At 42.0% G+C, this 20,646-nt stretch carries 21 protein-coding genes and 1 tRNA gene; 14 read left to right on the top strand and 8 right to left on the bottom strand.

Translation table 11 applies throughout. The features are described 5' to 3' along the window. Positions 1 to 71 precede the first annotated feature (71 nt). On the top strand, positions 72 to 1,583 hold the full coding sequence (locus M9899_02420) for a hypothetical protein (GenBank protein ID MCO5113009.1): 1,512 nt from the start codon (positions 72 to 74) through the stop codon (positions 1,581 to 1,583). Between the two features lie 57 nt (positions 1,584 to 1,640). On the opposite strand, the gene M9899_02425 is transcribed toward M9899_02420, so the two are convergent. Then, positions 1,641 to 2,240 carry a glutathione binding-like protein gene (locus tag M9899_02425; protein MCO5113010.1) on the bottom strand — a complete coding sequence of 200 codons (600 nt, stop codon included), beginning with the start codon at positions 2,238 to 2,240 and terminating at the stop codon, positions 1,641 to 1,643. Positions 2,241 to 2,618: 378 nt separating this feature from the next. Here M9899_02425 and M9899_02430 point away from each other — a divergent pair, with 378 nt between their 5' ends. Continuing rightward, a complete protein-coding gene (locus tag M9899_02430; GenBank protein MCO5113011.1) occupies positions 2,619 to 2,993 on the top strand; it encodes a hypothetical protein in 375 nt (124 codons plus the stop codon). Positions 2,994 to 2,996: 3 nt separating this feature from the next. Here the strand turns inward: M9899_02430 and M9899_02435 are convergent, their stop codons facing one another. After that, the gene (locus M9899_02435; protein MCO5113012.1) at positions 2,997 to 3,800 is read right to left on the bottom strand and encodes a hypothetical protein; all 804 of its coding nucleotides are present in this window, start codon (positions 3,798 to 3,800) and stop codon (positions 2,997 to 2,999) included. 141 nt (positions 3,801 to 3,941) lie between these two features. Beyond that, a complete protein-coding gene (locus tag M9899_02440; protein MCO5113013.1) occupies positions 3,942 to 5,753 on the bottom strand; it encodes an ABC transporter ATP-binding protein/permease in 1,812 nt (603 codons plus the stop codon). Between the two features lie 158 nt (positions 5,754 to 5,911). On the opposite strand from M9899_02440, the gene M9899_02445 reads away from it, so the two are divergent. After that, positions 5,912 to 6,658 (top strand): L,D-transpeptidase, encoded by a 747-nt coding sequence (locus M9899_02445; GenBank protein ID MCO5113014.1) that lies wholly within the window; start codon positions 5,912 to 5,914, stop codon positions 6,656 to 6,658. Positions 6,659 to 6,802: 144 nt separating this feature from the next. Here the strand turns inward: M9899_02445 and M9899_02450 are convergent, their stop codons facing one another. Continuing rightward, positions 6,803 to 7,237 (bottom strand): nucleoside deaminase, encoded by a 435-nt coding sequence (locus M9899_02450; GenBank protein ID MCO5113015.1) that lies wholly within the window; start codon positions 7,235 to 7,237, stop codon positions 6,803 to 6,805. A gap of 150 nt (positions 7,238 to 7,387) precedes the next feature. Here M9899_02450 and rpsU point away from each other — a divergent pair, with 150 nt between their 5' ends. From rpsU to M9899_02490, 8 genes are all read left to right on the top strand, one after another. Further along, positions 7,388 to 7,591 (top strand): 30S ribosomal protein S21, encoded by a 204-nt coding sequence (gene rpsU, locus M9899_02455; protein MCO5113016.1) that lies wholly within the window; start codon positions 7,388 to 7,390, stop codon positions 7,589 to 7,591. A 141-nt stretch (positions 7,592 to 7,732) separates the two neighbouring features. Next, positions 7,733 to 8,185, top strand: a complete 453-nt coding sequence (locus tag M9899_02460; GenBank protein MCO5113017.1) for a GatB/YqeY domain-containing protein — start codon at positions 7,733 to 7,735, stop codon at positions 8,183 to 8,185. Positions 8,186 to 8,250: 65 nt separating this feature from the next. Further along, positions 8,251 to 10,134 (top strand): DNA primase, encoded by a 1,884-nt coding sequence (dnaG, locus tag M9899_02465; protein ID MCO5113018.1) that lies wholly within the window; start codon positions 8,251 to 8,253, stop codon positions 10,132 to 10,134. Positions 10,135 to 10,164: 30 nt separating this feature from the next. Next, positions 10,165 to 12,012, top strand: coding sequence for an RNA polymerase sigma factor RpoD (rpoD, locus tag M9899_02470; protein MCO5113019.1), 1,848 nt, complete (start codon positions 10,165 to 10,167; stop codon positions 12,010 to 12,012). 250 nt (positions 12,013 to 12,262) lie between these two features. After that, the gene (locus M9899_02475; GenBank protein MCO5113020.1) at positions 12,263 to 13,537 is read left to right on the top strand and encodes a hypothetical protein; all 1,275 of its coding nucleotides are present in this window, start codon (positions 12,263 to 12,265) and stop codon (positions 13,535 to 13,537) included. A gap of 58 nt (positions 13,538 to 13,595) precedes the next feature. Beyond that, positions 13,596 to 13,672 (top strand) — tRNA-Ile (locus tag M9899_02480). 149 nt (positions 13,673 to 13,821) lie between these two features. Next, positions 13,822 to 14,235, top strand: a complete 414-nt coding sequence (locus M9899_02485; protein MCO5113021.1) for a hypothetical protein — start codon at positions 13,822 to 13,824, stop codon at positions 14,233 to 14,235. Between the two features lie 167 nt (positions 14,236 to 14,402). Beyond that, positions 14,403 to 15,176: a hypothetical protein gene (locus M9899_02490; protein ID MCO5113022.1), complete on the top strand. Its 774-nt coding sequence runs from the start codon at positions 14,403 to 14,405 to the stop codon at positions 15,174 to 15,176. Positions 15,177 to 15,191: 15 nt separating this feature from the next. Here M9899_02490 and M9899_02495 read toward each other — a convergent pair whose 3' ends face one another. Together M9899_02495 and M9899_02500 are read right to left on the bottom strand one after the other, a co-directional pair. Beyond that, on the bottom strand, positions 15,192 to 15,575 hold the full coding sequence (locus tag M9899_02495; GenBank protein MCO5113023.1) for a hypothetical protein: 384 nt from the start codon (positions 15,573 to 15,575) through the stop codon (positions 15,192 to 15,194). Next, positions 15,568 to 16,065, bottom strand: coding sequence for a DUF4442 domain-containing protein (locus tag M9899_02500; GenBank protein ID MCO5113024.1), 498 nt, complete (start codon positions 16,063 to 16,065; stop codon positions 15,568 to 15,570). Before M9899_02500 ends, M9899_02495 begins: the two co-directional genes overlap by 8 nt. A gap of 281 nt (positions 16,066 to 16,346) precedes the next feature. On the opposite strand from M9899_02500, the gene M9899_02505 reads away from it, so the two are divergent. Next, positions 16,347 to 17,918, top strand: a complete 1,572-nt coding sequence (locus tag M9899_02505) for an NAD-dependent succinate-semialdehyde dehydrogenase (GenBank protein ID MCO5113025.1) — start codon at positions 16,347 to 16,349, stop codon at positions 17,916 to 17,918. A gap of 20 nt (positions 17,919 to 17,938) precedes the next feature. On the opposite strand, the gene M9899_02510 is transcribed toward M9899_02505, so the two are convergent. After that, a complete protein-coding gene (locus M9899_02510; protein MCO5113026.1) occupies positions 17,939 to 18,286 on the bottom strand; it encodes a hypothetical protein in 348 nt (115 codons plus the stop codon). A 166-nt stretch (positions 18,287 to 18,452) separates the two neighbouring features. Further along, entirely contained in the window at positions 18,453 to 19,370 is a 918-nt protein-coding gene (locus M9899_02515) for a DMT family transporter (GenBank protein ID MCO5113027.1), read from the bottom strand. A gap of 213 nt (positions 19,371 to 19,583) precedes the next feature. On the opposite strand from M9899_02515, the gene M9899_02520 reads away from it, so the two are divergent. Together M9899_02520 and M9899_02525 are read left to right on the top strand one after the other, a co-directional pair. Further along, positions 19,584 to 20,339 carry a hypothetical protein gene (locus M9899_02520; protein ID MCO5113028.1) on the top strand — a complete coding sequence of 252 codons (756 nt, stop codon included), beginning with the start codon at positions 19,584 to 19,586 and terminating at the stop codon, positions 20,337 to 20,339. A gap of 25 nt (positions 20,340 to 20,364) precedes the next feature. After that, positions 20,365 to 20,643, top strand: coding sequence for a DUF3817 domain-containing protein (locus M9899_02525; protein ID MCO5113029.1), 279 nt, complete (start codon positions 20,365 to 20,367; stop codon positions 20,641 to 20,643). The last annotated feature ends 3 nt before the right edge of the window (positions 20,644 to 20,646 follow it).

Genomic DNA, 20,646 nt, shown 5'->3' on the forward strand with positions numbered 1-20,646 from the left:
CTGATTTGGCTTAGGGAATACAAGCCTTACAGTAAATCGGTGTAATATGGTAACAGCTCTTGGAGGTTTTTATGCGATGGCTGGTGATTATAGTAAGTCTTTTATGTATGCAAAACGCTTGGGCTTTTGAGACTGTGCAACATAATGATTTACCCAAGCTTACGACTTTTGAGCTAGCAAGCATGGTAACCCAGCTATCTGAGGTTTTACAGGGCTTTGAAACAGCACAAATTAAACCGACTTCTAAAATGAAGGGCTATAATTGTACACAGGCGGGGTGGCTTTTTAAATCTGAAGGTGGCACTTGTATCTCGTCTATGAATCGCCAAAAATGTCCAGCTAGACAGGTTCGATGCGCCAGTTGGACTGGAGCTGGGGATGTTTGTGTAACCACTCAACAAGCACTAAAACAGTGTATTGCAAAGTCTTCGTCTAAGGAAAAAGGCTCATTTTTTCGATCACCCTACGCCAGTGGCGACTGGTATCGTATGCATGAGTTTGCGCATCAACTGTGTCAAAAGAATACTAAAAATAAAATATGCAAAAACTATTTTAGTTTAAACAAACAGTTACTAAGCAAAACCAAAACAAGAACTTGGGAAGCGAAAACTAATGCATTAAAAAAAAGAAATAAAACATCTCTGAGATGGCTTAGTTATTTTATGCAAAAGGCTTATGCGCAGCAGATTTGTACATATTCAGAAGATGAGGCTGTCTTTTATAAAAAGGATGGAAGTAAAATTTATTTTCACATGGCCACACACCAAATTCCAGGTGAGGGGGGGATTGGTTTCATATTTGATTTTTTAGGCGCTAATCCTAATGCGGGAAAACAAGAAATAGAAGATTTTTTAAGACAAAAAATAAATCAGAACAAAGACCTTTTGGAGCGTTTTGATCAAGACCGTGCGCGCATATTAGAGTTACACAAAACGGGTAAAATTGACTGGGTGGCTTTAGAAATGCTTCCCGATGAATTCCAGATGTCTCATTTGGGACAGTGGGAAGATGGTGTGGATTCCCTTTGGATGGATTTGCAAGCTAAAGGTGTATCTAAGCAACTATATGACCGTACGATATCTTATGGGTTTGGCCCTATTATTGACGATTATCTGTATGGCAACCAGAGTTCCTGGGATAAAAACATACAAATGGTAGGATTTGATTCTAGTTTTATTAAAAGCTGGGACGCTTCGTTCGAAGAGGCAAACTACATTGGCAGAATATTAATGAATAGTCCGAACCTTGAGCCTAAGCACATACGGGCAATTAGTGAATTTGCAGGTAAGATCTCACCTCAAAATATTCCAAGCCTAGATGAAATACAAAAATTTGTTCAAATAATGCCTACTGCAGAAAGAGAAAAAATATCAATTTATTTTCATAAGTTAAAAACAGCGAATGAGATAGGTAACATGAGAGATGTGTATGCGGCCCAAAATTTATTAACAAAAAAAGGTAATGGTTTTTTGGTAATGGGAGACGCACATAAAATAAACTTAGTGGCGCAACTTACAGAGCAATGTCAAGAAGGGCATGGCACTGTAAGAAATTCTGCGCCAACACCTGATGCTGTAGAATAAAACGTAGATGTTTTTTTTATGAAAGCATAAGTGCTGGAGTCTGAAAATTTGAATAATTTAGCTCTCAGATCTTAAAGCCTCACGCGCACTATCTAGACCTCGCATGGTTTCTATAAATCCTAAAATCTTAGTGTGTGAAGTAAGGTCCACTTTGATCGCAGGAGCCCAACGCAGAATATTAAATAGGTAAATGTCTGCGATTGATAAAGTATCACCTAAAAGAAATTTTTGTTTTTCAAAGATAGAATTGACATAAGTTAAGCGACTTTGCAGTTGAGAGTGTATGCTTTTAATACCCTCTTCGTTAAAGCGGTAAGCATGAAACAAACTACCGAAGCCTTTGTGCATTTCTGTGGCGACAAAGCTTAGCATCTGTAAGGCCTGATAGTAGTTAGGTTCTTCTGGTTTGGGGAAAAGATTCTTTTCGGGCGACTGATCTGCGATCCATCTTAAAATTACGTTTGCCTCAGTTAATAATGTATTATCGTTTAGTTTTAAAGCGGGGACATATCCATTGGGGTTCACATCAAGGTAGTGACCTTCGGTGGTTTCTTTGGTTTTAAGATCGACCTTCACCATATCAAATTTAAGATCAGCTTCACGTAAAGCAATGTTCACGGACAAAGAACATGCGCCTGGAGAGTAGTACAATTTCATAAAGTTCCTCCTTAATTAGGTTATTGTAGTTTATGTTTGGCCTATAACATTCTTATTGGCAAGGGTATGGCGTGGGCAAAAGCTAAAATGTCTTATTTAAAACACAAAAATTTCTTAAAACATAAAATTAACAGTGAACCAAGGGTAATGCTGCTGCTTTTCCTATACAGAATTGTAATAGGCAAAAAAGCACGCACATAATTTAAGCATTCCCATTTAATTATCAGAATGGGTGACAAAATCCCGAAAACCCCCCTCAATATTGAAAAATACCCCATTTGTAGTAACAAAATTTTACTGAAGGGGGAGGCAGATGTTGGGGGCATTGTGGTCAGACCTATTCACAAAGACTGTTGAACGAGGTGCTAAGGTTATTTTGTGTGGGATTCTAAAGGAAGACCTGCGGTTAAAAAAAATCCACGCCGCTGTTACAGTTGTCACTCTGGGGGCCGCCCCATTCATACTAGCATACCCACCAGAGACATTTGGCCCTTTATTCATCCCAACGATATTGAAAACTCCAGGCAGATGGAGCTGGTTTTATCCAAGCTTAATCGTGATTTTCAGTTTAGACTTATGGAAAACAAAGAGTTCCCTCGTTGGTGGGTGGATTTGCTAAGTTTAAATGTTCGACCCAATAACTACGAACTCAGTGCCGAAACCCTAAAGGCTTTGCAAGTGTGGTCTAGGGATTTAAGCTTAAATACACCTGTGCCTGAAAGAAGCTGGTTTGATTTCTTAGATTGGTTCTAGGGCTTATCTCGTTGTCTTCAAAGCTTGATAGTTAGAGATTTTAGTTAGAGCCCCTTTGGTGTCGCCTTCGACGATATTCTGCTTTAAAGCCTCTAACACTTCGGGGGTCTTGATTAGAAACTTATGTAGTCTTTTTTTAAGTTTAGCTTCGCGTTTAGCACTTTCAAAATCTTTAGGCTTAATTTTAAATCCTTGCTGACGAAGCTCTTCGGCTAAATAAAATTGCATGTAAGGTTTAAAAGATTTTCCGCTTAAGTCCATTTCAAAAAACAAAATTTGCACGGCACTTCGTAGGGGAAGATCGCGCAATTCTAAAATATTCTGTGGCCAGTGGGTTGAAAATCGCCACAGAGGAGTCGGCACATCGGGCGTCCACGCATGTCCTTGATCTATAAGACGTTGTATGAGTTGGTAATCAAATCTAGTAGCGGTGATAGTTTCCACCACACGAATAGGCACAAGCAAATTTTTCTTTTGTGAGAACATATTTACAAAGCGCAAAAGAGTATGGTGGCTGTCTACCATGAGGTAACGAGAGCCTTCTGGGGTTTGGACCTCCACAACGGGGATGTTTTTGTTCAAAATAAAGGCCTGTGGTGTTTCTATAGTTTTAATGGGACGTTTGAAGTCATACTTCTCAACGATATGTTGACCAAAATGAGTCTGCCCAGGAATCAGTTGATCCCATGGCACAGTAGGACCCAAAGGTTCAGACTGGACGGTTTCCTGAGACAAAAATCTGCGACATAGGTTGGCCTGAGCACTTGGGAAAAACCCAAGATACACCACCAATATCAAAAAACTCATTAAGCTAAGTCGACGCAAAAACCTTGTCCTTATTTTGAGACATTGTTCATATACGATTTAAGAAATGACTTTAAGAATTTTTCCAGATTTTAAAGTAAATACAGGGTGAAATGCACTCAGAACAAATCTCTGTACCAATGTTTAGACTAAGGCCACTTCTTTTTCTTCCTGCTGAGATCTCCACATCGCAGCATAGGTGCCATTTTTAGAAAGCAGATCAAAATGGCGACCTCTTTCAATAATAGTTCCATTTTGTAGTACGATGATTTCATCCGCGTACACAACAGTTGAAAGACGATGGGCGATGATCAGCGTAGTGCGCTTTTCCGAAACTTTCTTAAGAGCCTCTTGAATTTCGCGTTCATTGTGCGTGTCCAAAGAGGACGTGGCCTCATCAAAAAGCAAAATGGGTGGATTTTTTAAAATGGTTCGGGCAATGGCAACTCGTTGTTTTTCACCACCAGAAAGTTTTAAACCTCTTTCTCCTACAGGTGTATCGTACTGTTGAGGAAGACCCATAACAAAGTCATGAATGTTAGCGAGCTTTGCCGCATGAACCATCTCTTCATGAGAGGCAGAAGGTCTTCCGTAGGAAATGTTATAACCAATGCTGTCGTTAAACAAAACAGTGTCCTGAGGCACAACGCCAATGTGTGAGCGCAATGACTCTTGGGTGACGTCTCGAATGTCGGTGCCACTCACTCTAACGTGCCCCGCGCTTACATCATAGAAGCGAAAAAGTAGACGAGAAATGGTGGATTTACCTGCACCACTTGAGCCCACGATAGCCAGCGTTTTTCCAGAGTCTACTTTAAAATCAATGCCCTTTAGGATTTCTCGATCGGAGTTATAACCAAAACGCACGTTTTGAAACTCCACCGTACTGGCATCAGACGCTAAAACCTGAGCATCGGGTTTGTCTGCCACAGAAGCATGCACCTCAGTGATCTCAAACATCTTTTCCATGTCTACTAAACTGTTTTTGATTTCTCGGTACACAAAACCTAAAAATCCTAAAGGTAAATACAGTTGAATAAGGTAAGCGTTGATCAGAACAAAATCTCCTACTGTGATCTTTCCTGCGACAACGTCTTGCCCTGCAAAGATCATTAAACTTAAAAGACCTGCTCCAATAATACTAGCTTGGGTGACATTAAGGGCGGATAAACTGTACTGGCTTTTGATGGCGGCATTCTCGTATCCCAGTAAAGATTTATTAAAGCGATGGTGTTCGTGCTTTTCATTGCCAAAGTACTTTACGGTTTCAAAATTAAGTAAACTGTCCACAGCTTTGATATTTGCATTGGTCTCTTCTTCTAACATTTGTTTGCGATATTTAAGCCGCCACTCGGTAATGACGAGAGTTAAAAATATATAAAGTGCTATGGTTGAGAATGTGATCAGCGAATACCTAAAGTCGTATCTGTAAAGCAAAACTCCCGTCACCAAAAAGATTTCAAAAAGGGTTGGGATAATATTAAAGGTCATAAAGTCGAGCAGGAACTGTATCCCGCGAGTTCCTCTTTCGATCACCCGCGATAGACCACCTGTTTGCCTTGCAAGATGAAAATCTAAAGACAGAGCATGAAGATGTTTAAAAGTATTTAGGGCAATGATTCTCTGGGCATGTTGCTCGACTTTAATAAAAAGCAAATCACGAAATTCTCCAAAGAGCTGTACGGTCACGCTAGCAATACCGTAAGCGAGGATCACTCCTAGAGGCAGAGTCAATAAGGCTTGTCCCACAGACAGATGATCTACGGCTTGTTTTAGCAAGAAGGGGACATAGACATTTATAAGTTTAGCGCAGATTAAAAAACAGACCGCCAGCAGAACACGAATCTTAAGGTCCATCCTACCTTTGGGCCAAAGATAGAAACCTAAGGTTTTGATTGTTTTGAAATGATTTGATTTTTGTGAGGATTTTGTTAGCGAGATGTTTGTCGATGACATAAAGCTCCTTTAAAGAAAACAAGATTATCAATAAGAGTGTAGTGGTCAAGCCAAACTGTGACTTTATTACATGGTCATAGAAAACGAATTGGCTATTGAAATGTGTTCATTTAGTTCTCTGGGTGTTTGTTAAACTAAAATCTAAAACAGGGGGATATATGAGATTTACGCTCTTTACATCATTTCTTTTATCGTTTGTGTTCTTGCCATTTGCGCACGCGGAGCAGCTGGATGCTACTAAAGCCACTCCATATAGCGTTTACCAAAACGCCACTGAATCTGAAAAAGCTCAAATCCTTGAAAGCTTTCAAACTTGGGCCAAGGACAGCTACTGGACAGAGGATCAGGCTAAGGCTTTGGTGTCTCTTGTCAGTAAAAACCCCGAAGTTTCGGGCCCAGATCTTTTAGAATCTTTAGATCAAGACATCTTGGATTGGTTCTATGGTTTGGACTCTTCAGAAACTGAGTCTTTAGTTCATCGCGTAGGATTGATCTCCTCAACTCCTAACGAAACAACATGTCGTAAATACACTTTATGTGTAGTGGTGAATATTTCTAAACAAAGACTTTACGCCTATTACAATGGATCCACACTTGCGGGCGTGCATGACAAACCTGTTTCTACAGCAAGAAAAGGTAAAGTGACACCTACAGGACTTTTCAGCGTGGACGAGATTGCAGGCAAGAACAGACGTTCTGGAATCTACAACGGAGCCTACATGGGCTACGCTATGCAATTTAAAGGCAATTACTTTATTCACGCGACATCCACAGACAACTATTCCAAATTGGGTTCTAGAGCCTCTGCAGGTTGTGTAAGAGTCCGACTTGACGTGGCAGAAAAGCTAAATGGCCTTATGAGAAAAGTAGGCCGCTCTAACATTCGCGTTGTTGTAAAATACTAATCGTTGTTACAACACACATTCTGCAATCGTGTGACTGTGCAGAAAAAGGAGATGTCACCCAAGATAGATACAAGTGGCATCTGGTCACTGTCCACAATCACAGAAATGAGATTTCAACAAAAGCCTCAAGCCTTGAGGCTTTTTTTATTTACGAAGAGTTTTGAAAAAATCTTTTAAAATTTGCGAGCAAGCTTCTTCTAAAATTCCGCCCTGAGCTTCAAACCGATGGTTAAGGCGAGAGTCCTTCCCTAATTCATAAAGACTATGACAGTAACCCGATTTGGGATCAGAAGCCCCGTAGATCACCTGTTGCAAGCGACTGGCCCAAATGGCTCCTGTGCACATAGGGCAGGGTTCTAGGGTCACATACAGGGTGCAGCCTTCAAGCCTCCACGACCCCAGTTTTTGGTTAGCGGCTTCAATGGCTAGGATTTCGGCGTGACGGGTGGCCGTCTGTTGGCTTTCTTTGAGATTATAGCCTGTCCCCAAAACTTCACCCTGTGGGTCCACAATAAGGGCTCCTACAGGGACTTCGCCAAGGGCGGCGGCTTTCTGGGCAAGTTCAAGGGCCTGTTCCATAAAAACTTCGTGATTTAAGGTAGTTATGGAATCTCCTTTCCTTGCCAGTCAGCATGGCTAAGGGGCCTAAAGGCTTGTCAAACCACGGCCTGTTTGTTATTCAGATATATTCCTAATTATGGGAAAATACAAATAAAGGTGGTGATAGCTTTGGCTTTCGTCAGTATTCGAGATAACGAGGCTTTCGAAGGTGCGTTTAGACGCTTCAAAAAAGCTTGCGAAAAAGCAGGCATTCTTTCTGAAGTGAAAAAGCGTGAGTACTTTGAAAAACCAAGTGTGAGTGCAAAGAAAAAATCAATTGCCGCTCGCAAACGCCTAGTTAAGAAAATGAAAAAGTCAGACTACGGTCGTTAATTTATTAACGGCTCACAAATCTTCAAGGGGACTTTTCGGAGTCCCCTTAACTTAAAGATCGTAATTTGAAACACAAGCAGTAAAAGTAGGAAGCAGCAGGAACGAACGCCACCAGGTCTGCTACTGTAAGAAAGGGTTGCTATGAGTCTTAAAGAAAAAATTTTAACAGATATTAAAGAAGCTATGAAAAATAAAGATACAGTCGTGCTGTCCACGCTGCGCTTTCTAAACTCTGCTATTAAAAATAAAGAGATTGAGCTTCGACCTAATGCCATCACCGATGAAGATGTTGTGGGTGTGATCAAAAAATCAGTCAAGCAAAGACAAGACTCTATCGAGCAGTATGAAAAAGCGGGTCGTCCAGAACTTGCCGACAACGAAAAGGCAGAACTTAAAATTTTAGAAACCTATCTGCCCGCACAACTGTCAGAAGATCAAATTGCTGTGATTGTGAGAGAAGCCATCTCAGCCACAGGAGCTTCAACCATGAAGGACATGGGTGGAGTTATGAGTTATGTTCGTGAGAAGACGGGTGGCAATGCAGACAACCGACTGGTAAGCCAAATCGTAAAGAACGCACTAGAACAGCCCTAGTCTTTAAGATTTAAACCTCAGTTCGTTTTCAAAAATTTAATATAAAACATTTCAAGGGGTGAGTGTTGCAAGAAAAAAGAGGCCTGTTTTTTGATCAGGACTTTATTGATAAGGTCATGCAAAGCTCTGACATCGTAGAGCTCATAGGTCAGTACACTCGCTTGCAAAATAAGGGCAGAAGTTTTATGGGAACTTGCCCTTTTCCCTCTCATAATGAGAAGACCCCTAGTTTTTCCGTCTCAGACGATAAGCAGCTTTATCACTGTTTTGGTTGTGGAAAATCAGGAAACATTTTTACTTTTTTAAAAGAGTATAATGGACTCAGCTTTCCTGAGGCTGTGGAATACTTGGCAAAGCGTGCGGGGTTGCCATTGCCAGAGCGATCTGTAGCTGCCAAGCAAAATAAAAACAGCAACCAGATCGACTTAAAAAAACTTAATGAAATATGTCGTGATCAATATCGCAAGGCTTTAAGTGATTTACCCGAAGGTCATCCTGCTAAAGTGTATTTAGCCAATCGGGGTTTAACTGTGGACCTGATTGAACTCTTCCACATTGGGTTTGCGCCTGACTCCTGGGATTTTATCAGTGCAGAGCTTAAGAAAAAAAACTACAGCTTTAAGCAGCTGTCAGAACTAGGACTCTTTAAATCCAAAGACGGCCAAAGTTATTATGATGTCTTTAGAAATCGGATCATATTTCCCATTCTATCCCCCACAGGGGACGTGCTGGGATTTGGTGGACGAGTTTTAGATGACTCCAAACCCAAGTATTTAAATAGCCCCGAAACCTCTGTGTTTAAAAAAAGCAAAACCTTTTATGGTCTATACGAAACAGCCAAAGAGATTCGTGCTCAAGATTATGCCATTGTGGTTGAGGGTTACACGGACTTGATCGCACTTTATAAATTCGGTTTTAAAAATGTGGTGGCCACCTTGGGTACGGCCTTAACAGAAGAGCACGCCCACCTGATCAAGCGTTACACTAAAAACGTCATTGTGCTTTTTGACGGCGACAGTGCGGGGATCAATGCTAGTGAAAAGGCCATGCGCCATCTTTTAAAAGAAGGACTTTTGGTAAAAGGGATTTATTTGCCAGAAAATAATGACCCAGATTCTTTTCTACAAAAACATGGAGCCGAAGGGCTTAACTTGCAGATCCAAAAAGCGAAAGACTTATATATTTTATATTTAGACCGAACGATTAAAAAATACGGAACGGCTCAGGTGTCAGATAAGATGAACATCGCAGGCGAAGTGGCCCCCGTTTTGGGTGAAGTAGGGCTGGGTAGCCTCAGAGAGCTATACGTTCAAGAGACTGCCTTTCGCTTAGACGTAGAGGAGTCTTGGCTCCTCAAAGTAGTTGCAGAGCATAATCAGCGACAAAGCGCATTGCAGGCTCGATATAGCTCCCATGAGACCGCAAGGCCTCAAGCCGAGGGTCTTATGCCCAACGAGAAAAACGCCGATAAAGAGGCTGAAAGTGACGTTTTTTTGGCTCAGATCGAAACTATTAAGCTTAAAAACGTCTCAGTTCTTGAGAGGGATTTGATTAACATCATGCTGATGGACGAAAACTGTCTACAGCTGGCCCTATCCCAAATCACACCCCAGATGCTTCAGGGCCTTGAGGTTCTTCCCATTTTTGAAAAAATCAGTAGTCTTTATGGACAAAAGCCTACAGATTTTGGTAACTTAACTGCGGTGCTGATGTCCTTTGTAGAGCCTAAAAGCTTTTTGGCGTGGCACCTGAAAAAACCCTTAAGTGAGCTGACTTCAGAGCAAAGGACAAGAATGGTAAATGATTGTATTGCGAAGCTAAAGACGACTCGTGAGCGAGCCAAAATGCAGCAAACACTAAAATCCATAGGCTCAAATCCGTCACCTGAAGAGTTGGAACAGATTGTGAATATGAAAAAAAGACAATGGGACTTAAAAGGTCCCAAATAGATTATATTGTACGTTAGGAGACATCAAAATATGTCATCAAAAACCACCATTACCAAGGGTAAAGAAGAGATCATTCAACTGAGTATTGAAGAGCAAAAACTTCTTGTGACCGAACAAATTCAAAGGTTTACAGCCCTTGATCGCGAAAGCGGAAGCATCACCATTGAAGAGATCAATGAAGGTCTACCGCAAGAGATTATTGCAGCCGAAGCCCTTGATATGTTCATGCAGGGTCTTGAGGTTGCGGGTGTAACTATTTCAGACTCACCTGAAAATGATACAGCAGAAGTTGAAAATGAAGAGAATGAATTCTTCTTGGACGACGCCGACAAAGATGACGAGCGCGAAGAAGAAAAAGTCAAAGAAGAGACTAAAGGCAACGACCCTGTTCGCCTATACTTAAGAAAAATGGGAAGCGTATCGTTACTGACCCGCGAAGGGGAAGTGTTGATCGCAAAGCGTATTGAAGAGGGTGAGCGTAAGATCGTAAAAGCCATCCTTTTCTCACCAATGGGAACAGAAGAGATCATCCAATTGGGTGTGCGCGTGAACGATGGACGCCTTAAGGTAAAATCTATCTTTAGAGGTCTTGAAGACGAAGAGACTCAGTACGATGAGAATGAGTACATCCAAAAGATCAACGAACTTATTGATGAAGTTAAAAAATATGAAAAAGTAGTGACTCCGTATTTTTTGAAAATGCGCGAACAAGGTCACCTTTCTGATGAAGCCAAAAAAGTGGCTGAGCTTTTAGCTAAAGAAAATGATGAATTGATGAAGGTGTTTGAAAACATCAACTTCAATCGTAAGACCGTAAACCGTATTGTGATTAAGTTTAAAAATGCGGTGGGCCGTATGACTCAACTTAGAAAACGAGTCAAAGACGCTCTCAAATACACGTTCTATGAAAAACTTGAAGATCTAGTGAAAGACTACGAAGAGGCTCAAAAGAACGATGCCGTCATGGATAAGCTGTTGAAAAAAACAGGTCTTACTTATGGCAAATTAGACGAGTACGTTAAAACTGCGACTCGTGCGGAAGAAAGATACCAAAGACTTCTGAACGACACTGGAATGACTTTTGAGTGGGTGCGCGACACGTACACAGAAATTTGGAAAGGTGAGCGTGAGGCTGACAAAGCGAAATCTGAACTTGTAGAAGCCAACCTTCGTTTAGTGGTCTCTATTGCTAAGAAGTACACCAACCGTGGTTTACAGTTCTTGGATCTGATTCAAGAAGGTAACATTGGTTTGATGAAAGCTGTGGATAAGTTTGAGTATCGTCGTGGATTTAAGTTTTCAACTTATGCTACGTGGTGGATTCGTCAGGCGATCACTCGTGCGATTGCAGACCAAGCCAGAACCATTCGTATCCCTGTGCACATGATTGAAACTATTAACAAGTTAGTGCGTACCTCTCGTCAATTAGTTCAAGAATTAGGACGTGAGCCAATTCCTGAAGAGATCGCAGAGCGCATGGACATGCCAGTAGATAAAGTACGTAAAGTGCTTAAGATCGCCAAAGAGCCGATCAGCCTTGAAACTCCAGTGGGTGAAGAGGAAGATTCACACTTAGGAGATTTTATCGAAGACAAACGCGTAGTGATTCCGTCTGAGGCGATTGCGAGTTTGAACCTTGCAGAACAGACTCGTCGTGTACTTCAGACCTTAACGGCTCGTGAGGAAAAAGTTTTAAGAATGCGTTTTGGTATCGGTGAAGAGAGTGATCATACTTTGGAAGAAGTAGGTCAGGACTTTAACGTGACTCGTGAACGTATTCGTCAGATCGAGGCCAAAGCCCTACGTAAACTTCGCCACCCTAGCCGCTCTGAAAAACTAAAAGCTTTCTTAGAGGGACTACTAAATAACGGTGAATAAAATCTAAAGATTTTTCTGTTCAGAAAAGATTACGATCGGCACTCAATGGGTGCCGATTTTTTTTATTTAAAAATCATAAAAGCCAAGGGTATTCAAATTCAATTAAATAGCAAGCCATCGCTTAGGCCTTTGACAGTGAAAAAGAGTTCTACAGCTAAAAAGCTTAAGTGTGTGGTTTTGAAAAAATAAATTGAGTTACTCCATTTTTGTGACGATGATAATGTATATAGTGTTTATTCGAAGGCGGTATATGAACATTAAATTGAGCGTGGCGATTGCAGGGATAATTTTTGTTGCAAACCCAAGTGGCGCAAGTGAAGGGGCGATGACTTGTTCTCTGCCTGACTTTGCAAAACTGTGTTCAGAGGTGCCTGATTCAAACGAAGCCTTTGTTGATCTGCCAGGGGGTTTAATCATGGCAAACCCCAATAGCACTAAACCTCCTAAACCTCTCACTCCAGAGCAAAAACAAAAGGCGACCCAAAGATTACGTGAAAGGTTTGTTTGGGTGAAAAACCAGATGATCCAGCAGGCGTCTGGGGGTCGACCAGTGGGTCAGCTTGACAGTGTAAAGGCTGAGTTTGTTAAAAGACTCCAAACCTTAGAGCTTCTTATTGATGACAACTGTCGCAGCAGTGATGCTTTGGGTGGTAGATATGTGAGCACGAAACATAAGGTTTCAATCTGCTTGCACAATGGATTAACATCAGACTCACAACTCACTTGGATATTAGGCCATGAGGCAGGACATTCTGTGGATGGGTGCAAGATTCAGTGTGAGCACTATCATCGTAAACAACCGATCCCGACTATTGCGGGGGCTCAGGGACAAGACACAAATTATGCTATTGGTGAGATGAACACATCGAATTATTTTTCGGCAGGGTTTAGTAGTATTTTATCGAAGCCAGAAGAGATATCTTCTAGACTGTCCACATGGGAAAGTCAGGGGTTGATTGAAAGAACCTTAGAAGGTGTTCCGCCAGCTCACTATCCTTTAACACCTGCGCTAAGCTGTTTAGCCAAAGAGAAATTCATCACTGCCGAAAGCGGAAAAGTCAAAGAGGGCGAGGAGTGTAACCGAGGCGGTGTAGTGAGTGAAACCTCCTCTGATATGTGGGGAGCTAAAATGGCGGGCTTGTATTTAAAGCAAAAGCCTCCACAAACGAAACTTGAAAAGTTAGCGTCCTTATCTAAAGAGGCCGTGGAACTGATGTGTAAAAAAAGAACGGGTCCTAAACCCTTGCCTGCATTGGATTCTCCATTATGGGAGAATCAAAGACCTTCAGATAGTAGATACATCATTGACCGCGATCGTGATGAGGCCACATTATTGGCAGATCAAAATATGCAAAAGGCCTTGGGCTGCTCACCACAGCCGAACAGACAGACGTGTATGAGCCACTTTGATCAGGCCTTTAGCGGCGGCGGAACAGCTTCAGGAGCTCGAGGCAGTGACCGCAGCAGCACTAGGACCTCTCCACGCGGCCAGCAGAGTGGGGCCCCCGCACAGACGGTGGATTAAGCCTGTCTTTTAAAGTTGATATTTGCCAGAAAAGCATTATTCTGAGGCTTCCATTTTTGGGGGCTTAGCTTAGTTGGTTAAAGCATCCGGCTCATAACCGGAGGATCCCAGGTTCGAGTCCTGGAGCCCCTACCAAATCTCTGTCCCATTATTTTTTTAAAAGTCAGATTTTAATTACCCTATTTTCATGTGGCCAAGCTTGTATGCAAGGGCGAAAAGAGGAGTTGCCAATCCCCGCCCACTTTGTGTAAGTTCGCCGCACTGATAGATCAGAAGGGGTTTTTATGAAGTTTTTGACGATAATTCTGGTTTCGATTTTAAGTGTGCAAGCTATGGGGTATGAGATTCCTCTAGTTGCTGATATTGACTGGAAGTGTGAGGAGGGTCTTGGCAACCTTGATAATCCTGCTCGACTTTTAGATATCGTTGGAGAGTTTGAAACAACAGCCAGCCGAGAGTTTTCTCTAGCCGAAAAGCAAAAGATGACTGTGACAGTGTATGCTGACGGCAAACCCACTGTGCTTAACTCTTCTGACTATCGTTTGCTCTGGGAGAACGATGGAGACTTTCAAACCCTAACTATTCAAATTGGTGACTCCACCTATAAGATCAGCACTACATCAGGTAATGCCCTTATCCTTCGTATTACTAAGCCAGGATGGTTATGGGGCACGCGCACCGAAGTGGGCTCTTGTTAAGAGGTCTACTCGTCTAGGAGTAGACTTTAAACCACACTGCCAAAAGGCTGGAAAGTAAGACCTAATTTGCTGTTGTTTTGTGTTTTACCACAGATGAATCTAATCTGTGGGTAAAGGTATTTTAAATTAACAAATACAAAAGTATTTCATCTAAGAAGGGGTGTTTCGTGAGGTTGATTTTTGTTTTAGCCGTGTTGTTTTTAACAGGGTGTGCGTCGAATTCTTATTTTCTACTTAAAAACCACCATTTTGAATCGCCAGAGGCCAAGGGTGGAAATTTTAAATTCAGTGCGAATGTAGTTCCCTATCAAGATGTTACAACCGTACAAACGACCTTTAATGGGGCGGGTCCTTTAGACACCATCATTACAGTCAACAACAAAGATCTTGCAGATAACTCTGTAGAGGTGATTGATCACAGTTCGATTTTATTTTCTTTGGCGATCTTAGAGCGTTTGGATGTAAGTCTGGACTTTGCCATAGGTAACCAACCAAATTATTTTACTGCAAAATATCAATTTATCGGAGACACACAAGCCGATGCCTCAGCGGGAAACTTCTCTTTAGCGGGAACTCTGGGTTTAGGGTACATTGGTGTGAGCGAAGACGATCCAGACAGTGCGTTCTTGGATGATTTTGATGTTAAAGGTTTAGCGCTTAGAGCGGGTGTTATTGTGGGTTTGCGCTCTACGGATGAACTGCTGTTATATTGGAGCAACTCTTTTTCTTATTTCAACACTAAAACTAAGTACACGTTTGGTGTAGCCGAAGGTGACTTCAGAGTACGTGGGAATCAATGGTCGACAATGCTGGGTGCAGAGTTTGTCGTAGCCGATCACATCAGCTTGGGACTTGAGTATGGTTATATTTATGCGGACACACAAGAGTCGGCCTCAGAGGGTTTTACAAGTTTTGCTGCAAAAATTGGATATAACTTTTAATAAGTAGAATTTAAACTATATCTTCTCAATGACAATCTCTGCCCTGCACTCGGGGCAGTTTTCTTTTAAGGGCCACTTGGCTTGTGGTGCGGCCTTCAGTGTGAAGGGTTTTTGGCATTGGGGGCACTTTAAGGTCGTTTCCATGCGGTAATCGTGAGTGTTAAGGCCCCGAAAGAAAAGCACAATACCTACGATAAGGGCTAGAGGAACTAAAACAAAGTGCAAAATGGGGATCAAAACAAAGACGATGCCAGCAACAAAACAGATCGCAAAAAACTTTGCACCTAACTGAAATCTTTGTTGTGGCGATAAGGTTTGGATTTGCATGTGAGTGTCGTAAAATATCTTGGCGTCGGTGCGATGTCTGACTTTGATGGCAATGTCGGTTAAGTTAGACATGTTTAGGCTCCGCGCGTTTTTTTCTGACATAAAGTTTTTTAGAGACCGTAGCCACAAGGGTATTGTTGGTATCTAAAACCTCTACGGGTAGGTCAAAGATGTACTTTTCTCCAGATTCAGTATGAGAAGTGATATCGGAAAGAATCTCATCCGTGATTTTAAAATCTGTGTGTAACTCCGTGCGCCCAGGACTGACGAAGTCTATGGTGGCCCCTTTATCCCAAACAATATAATCAGGCCCTAAATTTTGTATAAGCATCAGCATAAAAAAAGGATCAGTCATGGCATATATTGAACCTCCAAATTGGGTTCCTACATAATTCGTGGTCGACCAGCGTTTTTTTAAAATGACATGAATGTGTCGATAGTCCGCTGAGATCTGAGTGATTTTAATTCCTGCGCCACGAAAGGGTCCCCAAAGGCTTAGAAGTATTCCAAAAAGACGGGGCGGTGTTTTGGGTCCTAGCTTGCGCGCCATTTTAATGATCATATCCAGATAACCTCCGTTTACGTTTAATTTAATCCAAATCTGTTCACCTGCCAATCCCGCAAAAGCTGTCTATGAAAGTTATATTTGTGTGAGCTAGACGGAGTATTGATTTATAATTGAAAAATTCAAATCCATTCTGTGCTATCTTTTTTTGTATCCTAATCGTAGCGATAGCTTTTTGATCTTTGCTGTCTGCTTCTTGCAGAAAAGGAGCATAGGCGAATACAATAGGTGTCAAAGGTTACACATCTAAGAAACACGTGTGCGGTGGAGAGGTGAACATGAACACAGACTATAAAAAAATTATTTTTACATCTTCGTATATTGATGGCAAATGGGTGGAAAATTCCTTGGGACAAAGTCGGTTCCAAGTTCTTAATCCCGCCAGTGGTGAATCTATTGCTGAGGTTTTTGATGGAGGCGTGCAAGCCGTAGAGGCTGCGATTGCTGCCGCTAAAAAGGCCCTCCCTCTTTGGAGTGCAAAAACAGCCAAAGAACGATCGGCCATATTAGAAAAGTGGTGGAGCCTTGTTTTAGAAAATCAAGAAGCCTTAGCCACCCTAATGACGTTAGAATGTGGTAAGCCCATTAAAGAAAGTCGGGGTGAGGTGCTTTACGCAGCCTCCTTCATCAAGTGGTTTGCTGAAGAAGGACGAAGAGCTTACGGTTCAGTGATTCCTACCTCTGCGAAAGATCGACGTGTGGTTGCGATTAAACAACCTATAGGTGTTGTCGGGGCCATCACACCATGGAATTTTCCTTTAGCCATGATCACACGCAAAATATCTCCAGCGTTGGCTGTGGGCTGTACAGTAGTGACACGTCCTTCAGAGGAAACACCCTTAAGTGCTTTGGCGTTAGCGCATTTAGCAGAACAAGCAGGTTTTCCTGCGGGTGTGATTAACGTCACTGTGGGTGAAGATGCTTCAGAAATGGGAAAGGCTTTATGTGCCAGTGAAGTTGTGCGCAAAATCTCTTTTACGGGTTCCACTCGTGTAGGGGCTTTACTGATGCAGCAGAGTGCGCCCACTATTAAAAAATTAAGTTTGGAACTGGGGGGCAACGCTCCTTTTATCGTGTTTGAAGATGCGGATTTAGATGCAGCAGTGAAAGGGGCTGTGGCTTCTAAGTACAGAAACGCAGGACAGACTTGCGTGTGTGTGAATCGGTTTTTAGTGCATGAAAAGGTGTACGATCAGTTTATCGAAAAATTGATCAAAGCTGTGTCTGCACTTAAATGTGGAAATGGACTGGAGGACTCTACAGACATCGGACCTTTGATCAACCCCAAGGCGGTAAAGAAGGTGCAAGAATTTTTAGATGATGCAAAGGCAAAGGGTGGACAAGTGCTCTATTGCGGCCTAGCCTCCCAAAACCAAAACCAAAACCAAAACCAAAACCAAAACCAAAACCAAAACCAAAACCAAAACCAAAACCAAAACCAAAACCAAAACCAAAACCAAAACCAAAACCAAAACCAAAACGAGTACCAAAGTCCATTTGTGGGTCCCATCGTTGTGGGTGGGGCGACCTCTTCGATGAGGTTTGCACAAGAAGAGATCTTTGGGCCCATCGCCCCAGTATTTAAATTCTCCAGTGACGCAGAGGCCATCGCTATGGCCAACGATACCATTTACGGTTTGGCGTCTTACATGTACTCGCAAAACGTTGCGCGCTGTTGGAAGGTGGCTGAAGCTTTAGAGTATGGAATGGTGGGGATTAACGAAGGGCTTATCTCTAGTGAGGTCGCACCATTTGGGGGAGTGAAGTCCTCGGGCCTAGGCCGAGAGGGTTCCCAATATGGCCTCGACGACTACTTAGAAATTAAATACATGTGTTTTGGTGGCCTTTGATTTTTCTGCGAGCTTGAGACCTACTCTACAATCGTAGATGCAGGAGCTTGATTCGAAGACTGAGATGGGTGATCCAAAATTGTGATTCCAAGGTCGCAGTTTTGTATGTCTAGGTCTAACTTCACAATATAGGACTGCTTTCGAGAATCACATTGATAAACATAAGATAAGAAGACTTTGTCTTGAATAGCCTTTTTGGCGGGACGAGCCTGGGCTTGGCATCTATAGCCTTGAGCCGCCTGCTGATCCAAGAAGTCTGTGACTTGATCCAAGCACGTAACTCGTTTGTGCATAAACTTATTGGCATTGGCATAAGTCATGGTCAAAAAGTTGGCCAAAAGGACTAAAATGGTCACTCGGGTAATCATGTCTTGCTCTCCTATTCCAAGAGGGGTCAAATCCCCCTCAGAGTTTCAAAAAGCATTCCACAGAAGAGTTTAGAGGTATTTAAACCGTTATTTGGCCTGAGTGTTCTGCCGCTGTTGAGAGTAAAAATTCAGATCACATTTTTCACTAAAAGTGTGGGGTGCAAAATTAGTTAAGAAGTTTACGCTGCCTAGCCTGTTTGCTGGCCCAGATCACCCCAAGGGCTAAAAGAACCAGAGATAGCATTTCAAATATTTGAGGAGTCTTTTGCAGATAAATGCACTCGTAAATGATGGCAAAAATGGTCTCAGAGACAATCAGCTGTCCTACAAAAGCCGTAGATAAACGCTTGCTGGCCTCGTTCCAAAACCAGTTGCCTAGCACTGAACCAAAGCACCCCAACACAAAAGAAAGTGCGATGAACTGCATGGTGATGCCAGTGGTGTAAACCTCTAGGTGACCTGTCCAAATTCGGTAAACGATATAAAAAGCAAGAGTCCCAAAACTGCCTACTCCTAAAAGTTCAGACCAAATTTTAGGAGAGATATCCGTATTGAGTTTTAAAAACCTAGCGTTCATCAGTGCAAAGATCAACCAACTCACATGAGCCGCAAAAGCCAAAAGTGTTCCTTTAAAAGAGACCTCAGCATGACCTGTGAAAAAGTCATAGAGCATAGGCCACTGAACCACCGTAATCCCAAAAACAATCAACAATAAAGGTCCACTAAATTTTTTAAGTTCAGCACTAGAGCGTGCACCAAAAATGGCGATCGTAACAGGAAGTGCGCCGACAATGATGGATGTGATTGCTACACCCGTAAGTCTTACGGCATCCACCATTAGAATGTAATACAAAGAATTTCCCGTCACAGACAAAAGCAGCAACCATAAAATGCGAGACCCATTTAAAAGTTTTAAAACAGATTTAAGTTGGGGAAGCAGTAAGAAGGCCGACACTAAAGCATAAACGCCAAATCTTCCTGCAGAGATCAATTCAGAAGATGCATTGGGAAGAACAAAAGGGATGATAAAAGAAAAGCCCCACAGTGCCCCTGCTGCAACCCCAAAAATAATGCCTAGTGCCATGGTCCTCGATTCTCAAAAACAGATCAATTAAAGGTTCAGAATTACTTGAGGTATTTTCAGGTGAAAGGCAAGAGGGATCTTGGTTGTAAGGGAAGGCTTCCAAAAATTACAACCTTAGGCGCCCTATAGCGTCTACGGTCTTCCATTGTATTTCCTGTAAAGCCTTGTTATGTCTTTTGCAGAAACAAAATGACAAATAAGAGGGAGGCTTTCATGTCAGGAAAACCAGCTTTTATGAACTTTGCCGTAGATCATATGACATTACTTTTACATCCTAAAATGTATGCCGTTGCATATCCTGTTTTTAGGATCATTTTAGGTGTGGGACTTGAAGACATTTTATATGAAAAACGTCGCCCACAAAGTGAGAAGCAAAAAGAAAAATCAATGACCTTTGCCTCAAGCCTAGGAAAGTGGGAGTCCAACTCTGGTAATCCACTTCATACCGTCATTGCTGTGGTTCAGCCTTCTGAGCCAGAGGGTGAGCCGTCTCACGTTCGTGAAATGTTGGGCGCTTCTCCAGCGCAGTGGCAGCACATTGCTTTAAGAACACCAGACCTTATCTCTTTTCATAAACATTGTTTAGAGCATGGGGTGCAATTTGTGACTCCGATTTTAAAAGACGACCACGACAATTTGATTCAGGTTTTTTCTGGTGAGTGGTTCTATCCAGGTAGTAAAGCTCCAGGAATGTTCTTTGAATTCTTGCAAAGAGACCCTTCAGAAGGCGAAATTGCAGAAATTCAAAAGGCCAATAAAGAGACGTGGTTCCGTGATAAAACTTTCTTAGGTTTATATGACGAAAAAGAAAAAGAGTACCAGTCTGGAAAAGTAAAGCCTTTCCTTCCTGAAGAACTTTTTAACCAAATTTTAGATTATATTGGCGAGAAGCAAGTGTGGGAGATTACGGAAACTGATCTTGGTAATATCAAAACCATGATGCAAGAGTTTGCAAAGAAAAATCAGTAAACCATTACAATTAAAAGGTGAAATCATGGTGCAAGCATTTAGAATACTAGGTTGGTTAGAAGGACTTTCGTTTTTGGCATTGTTGTTTGTCGCTGTACCCATGAAGCATCTATATGGTGATCCACAATATGTAAAAGTTCTTGGCCCTATTCATGGTGGCTTATTTGTGGGTTATGTTTTGCTGAGTCACTATGTAGCAGACAAGTTAGGCTGGGATCTCAAGACCCGTTTCCTAGCTTTTGTGGCTTCCGTTCTACCATTTGGAACCTTTGTTTTTGAAGCCAAGTATTTACGTAAATCTTAATGA

The sequence above is a fragment of the Pseudobdellovibrionaceae bacterium genome, assembly GCA_023954155.1.
Classification (GTDB): Bacteria; Bdellovibrionota; Bdellovibrionia; order Bdellovibrionales; family UBA1609; genus JAMLIO01.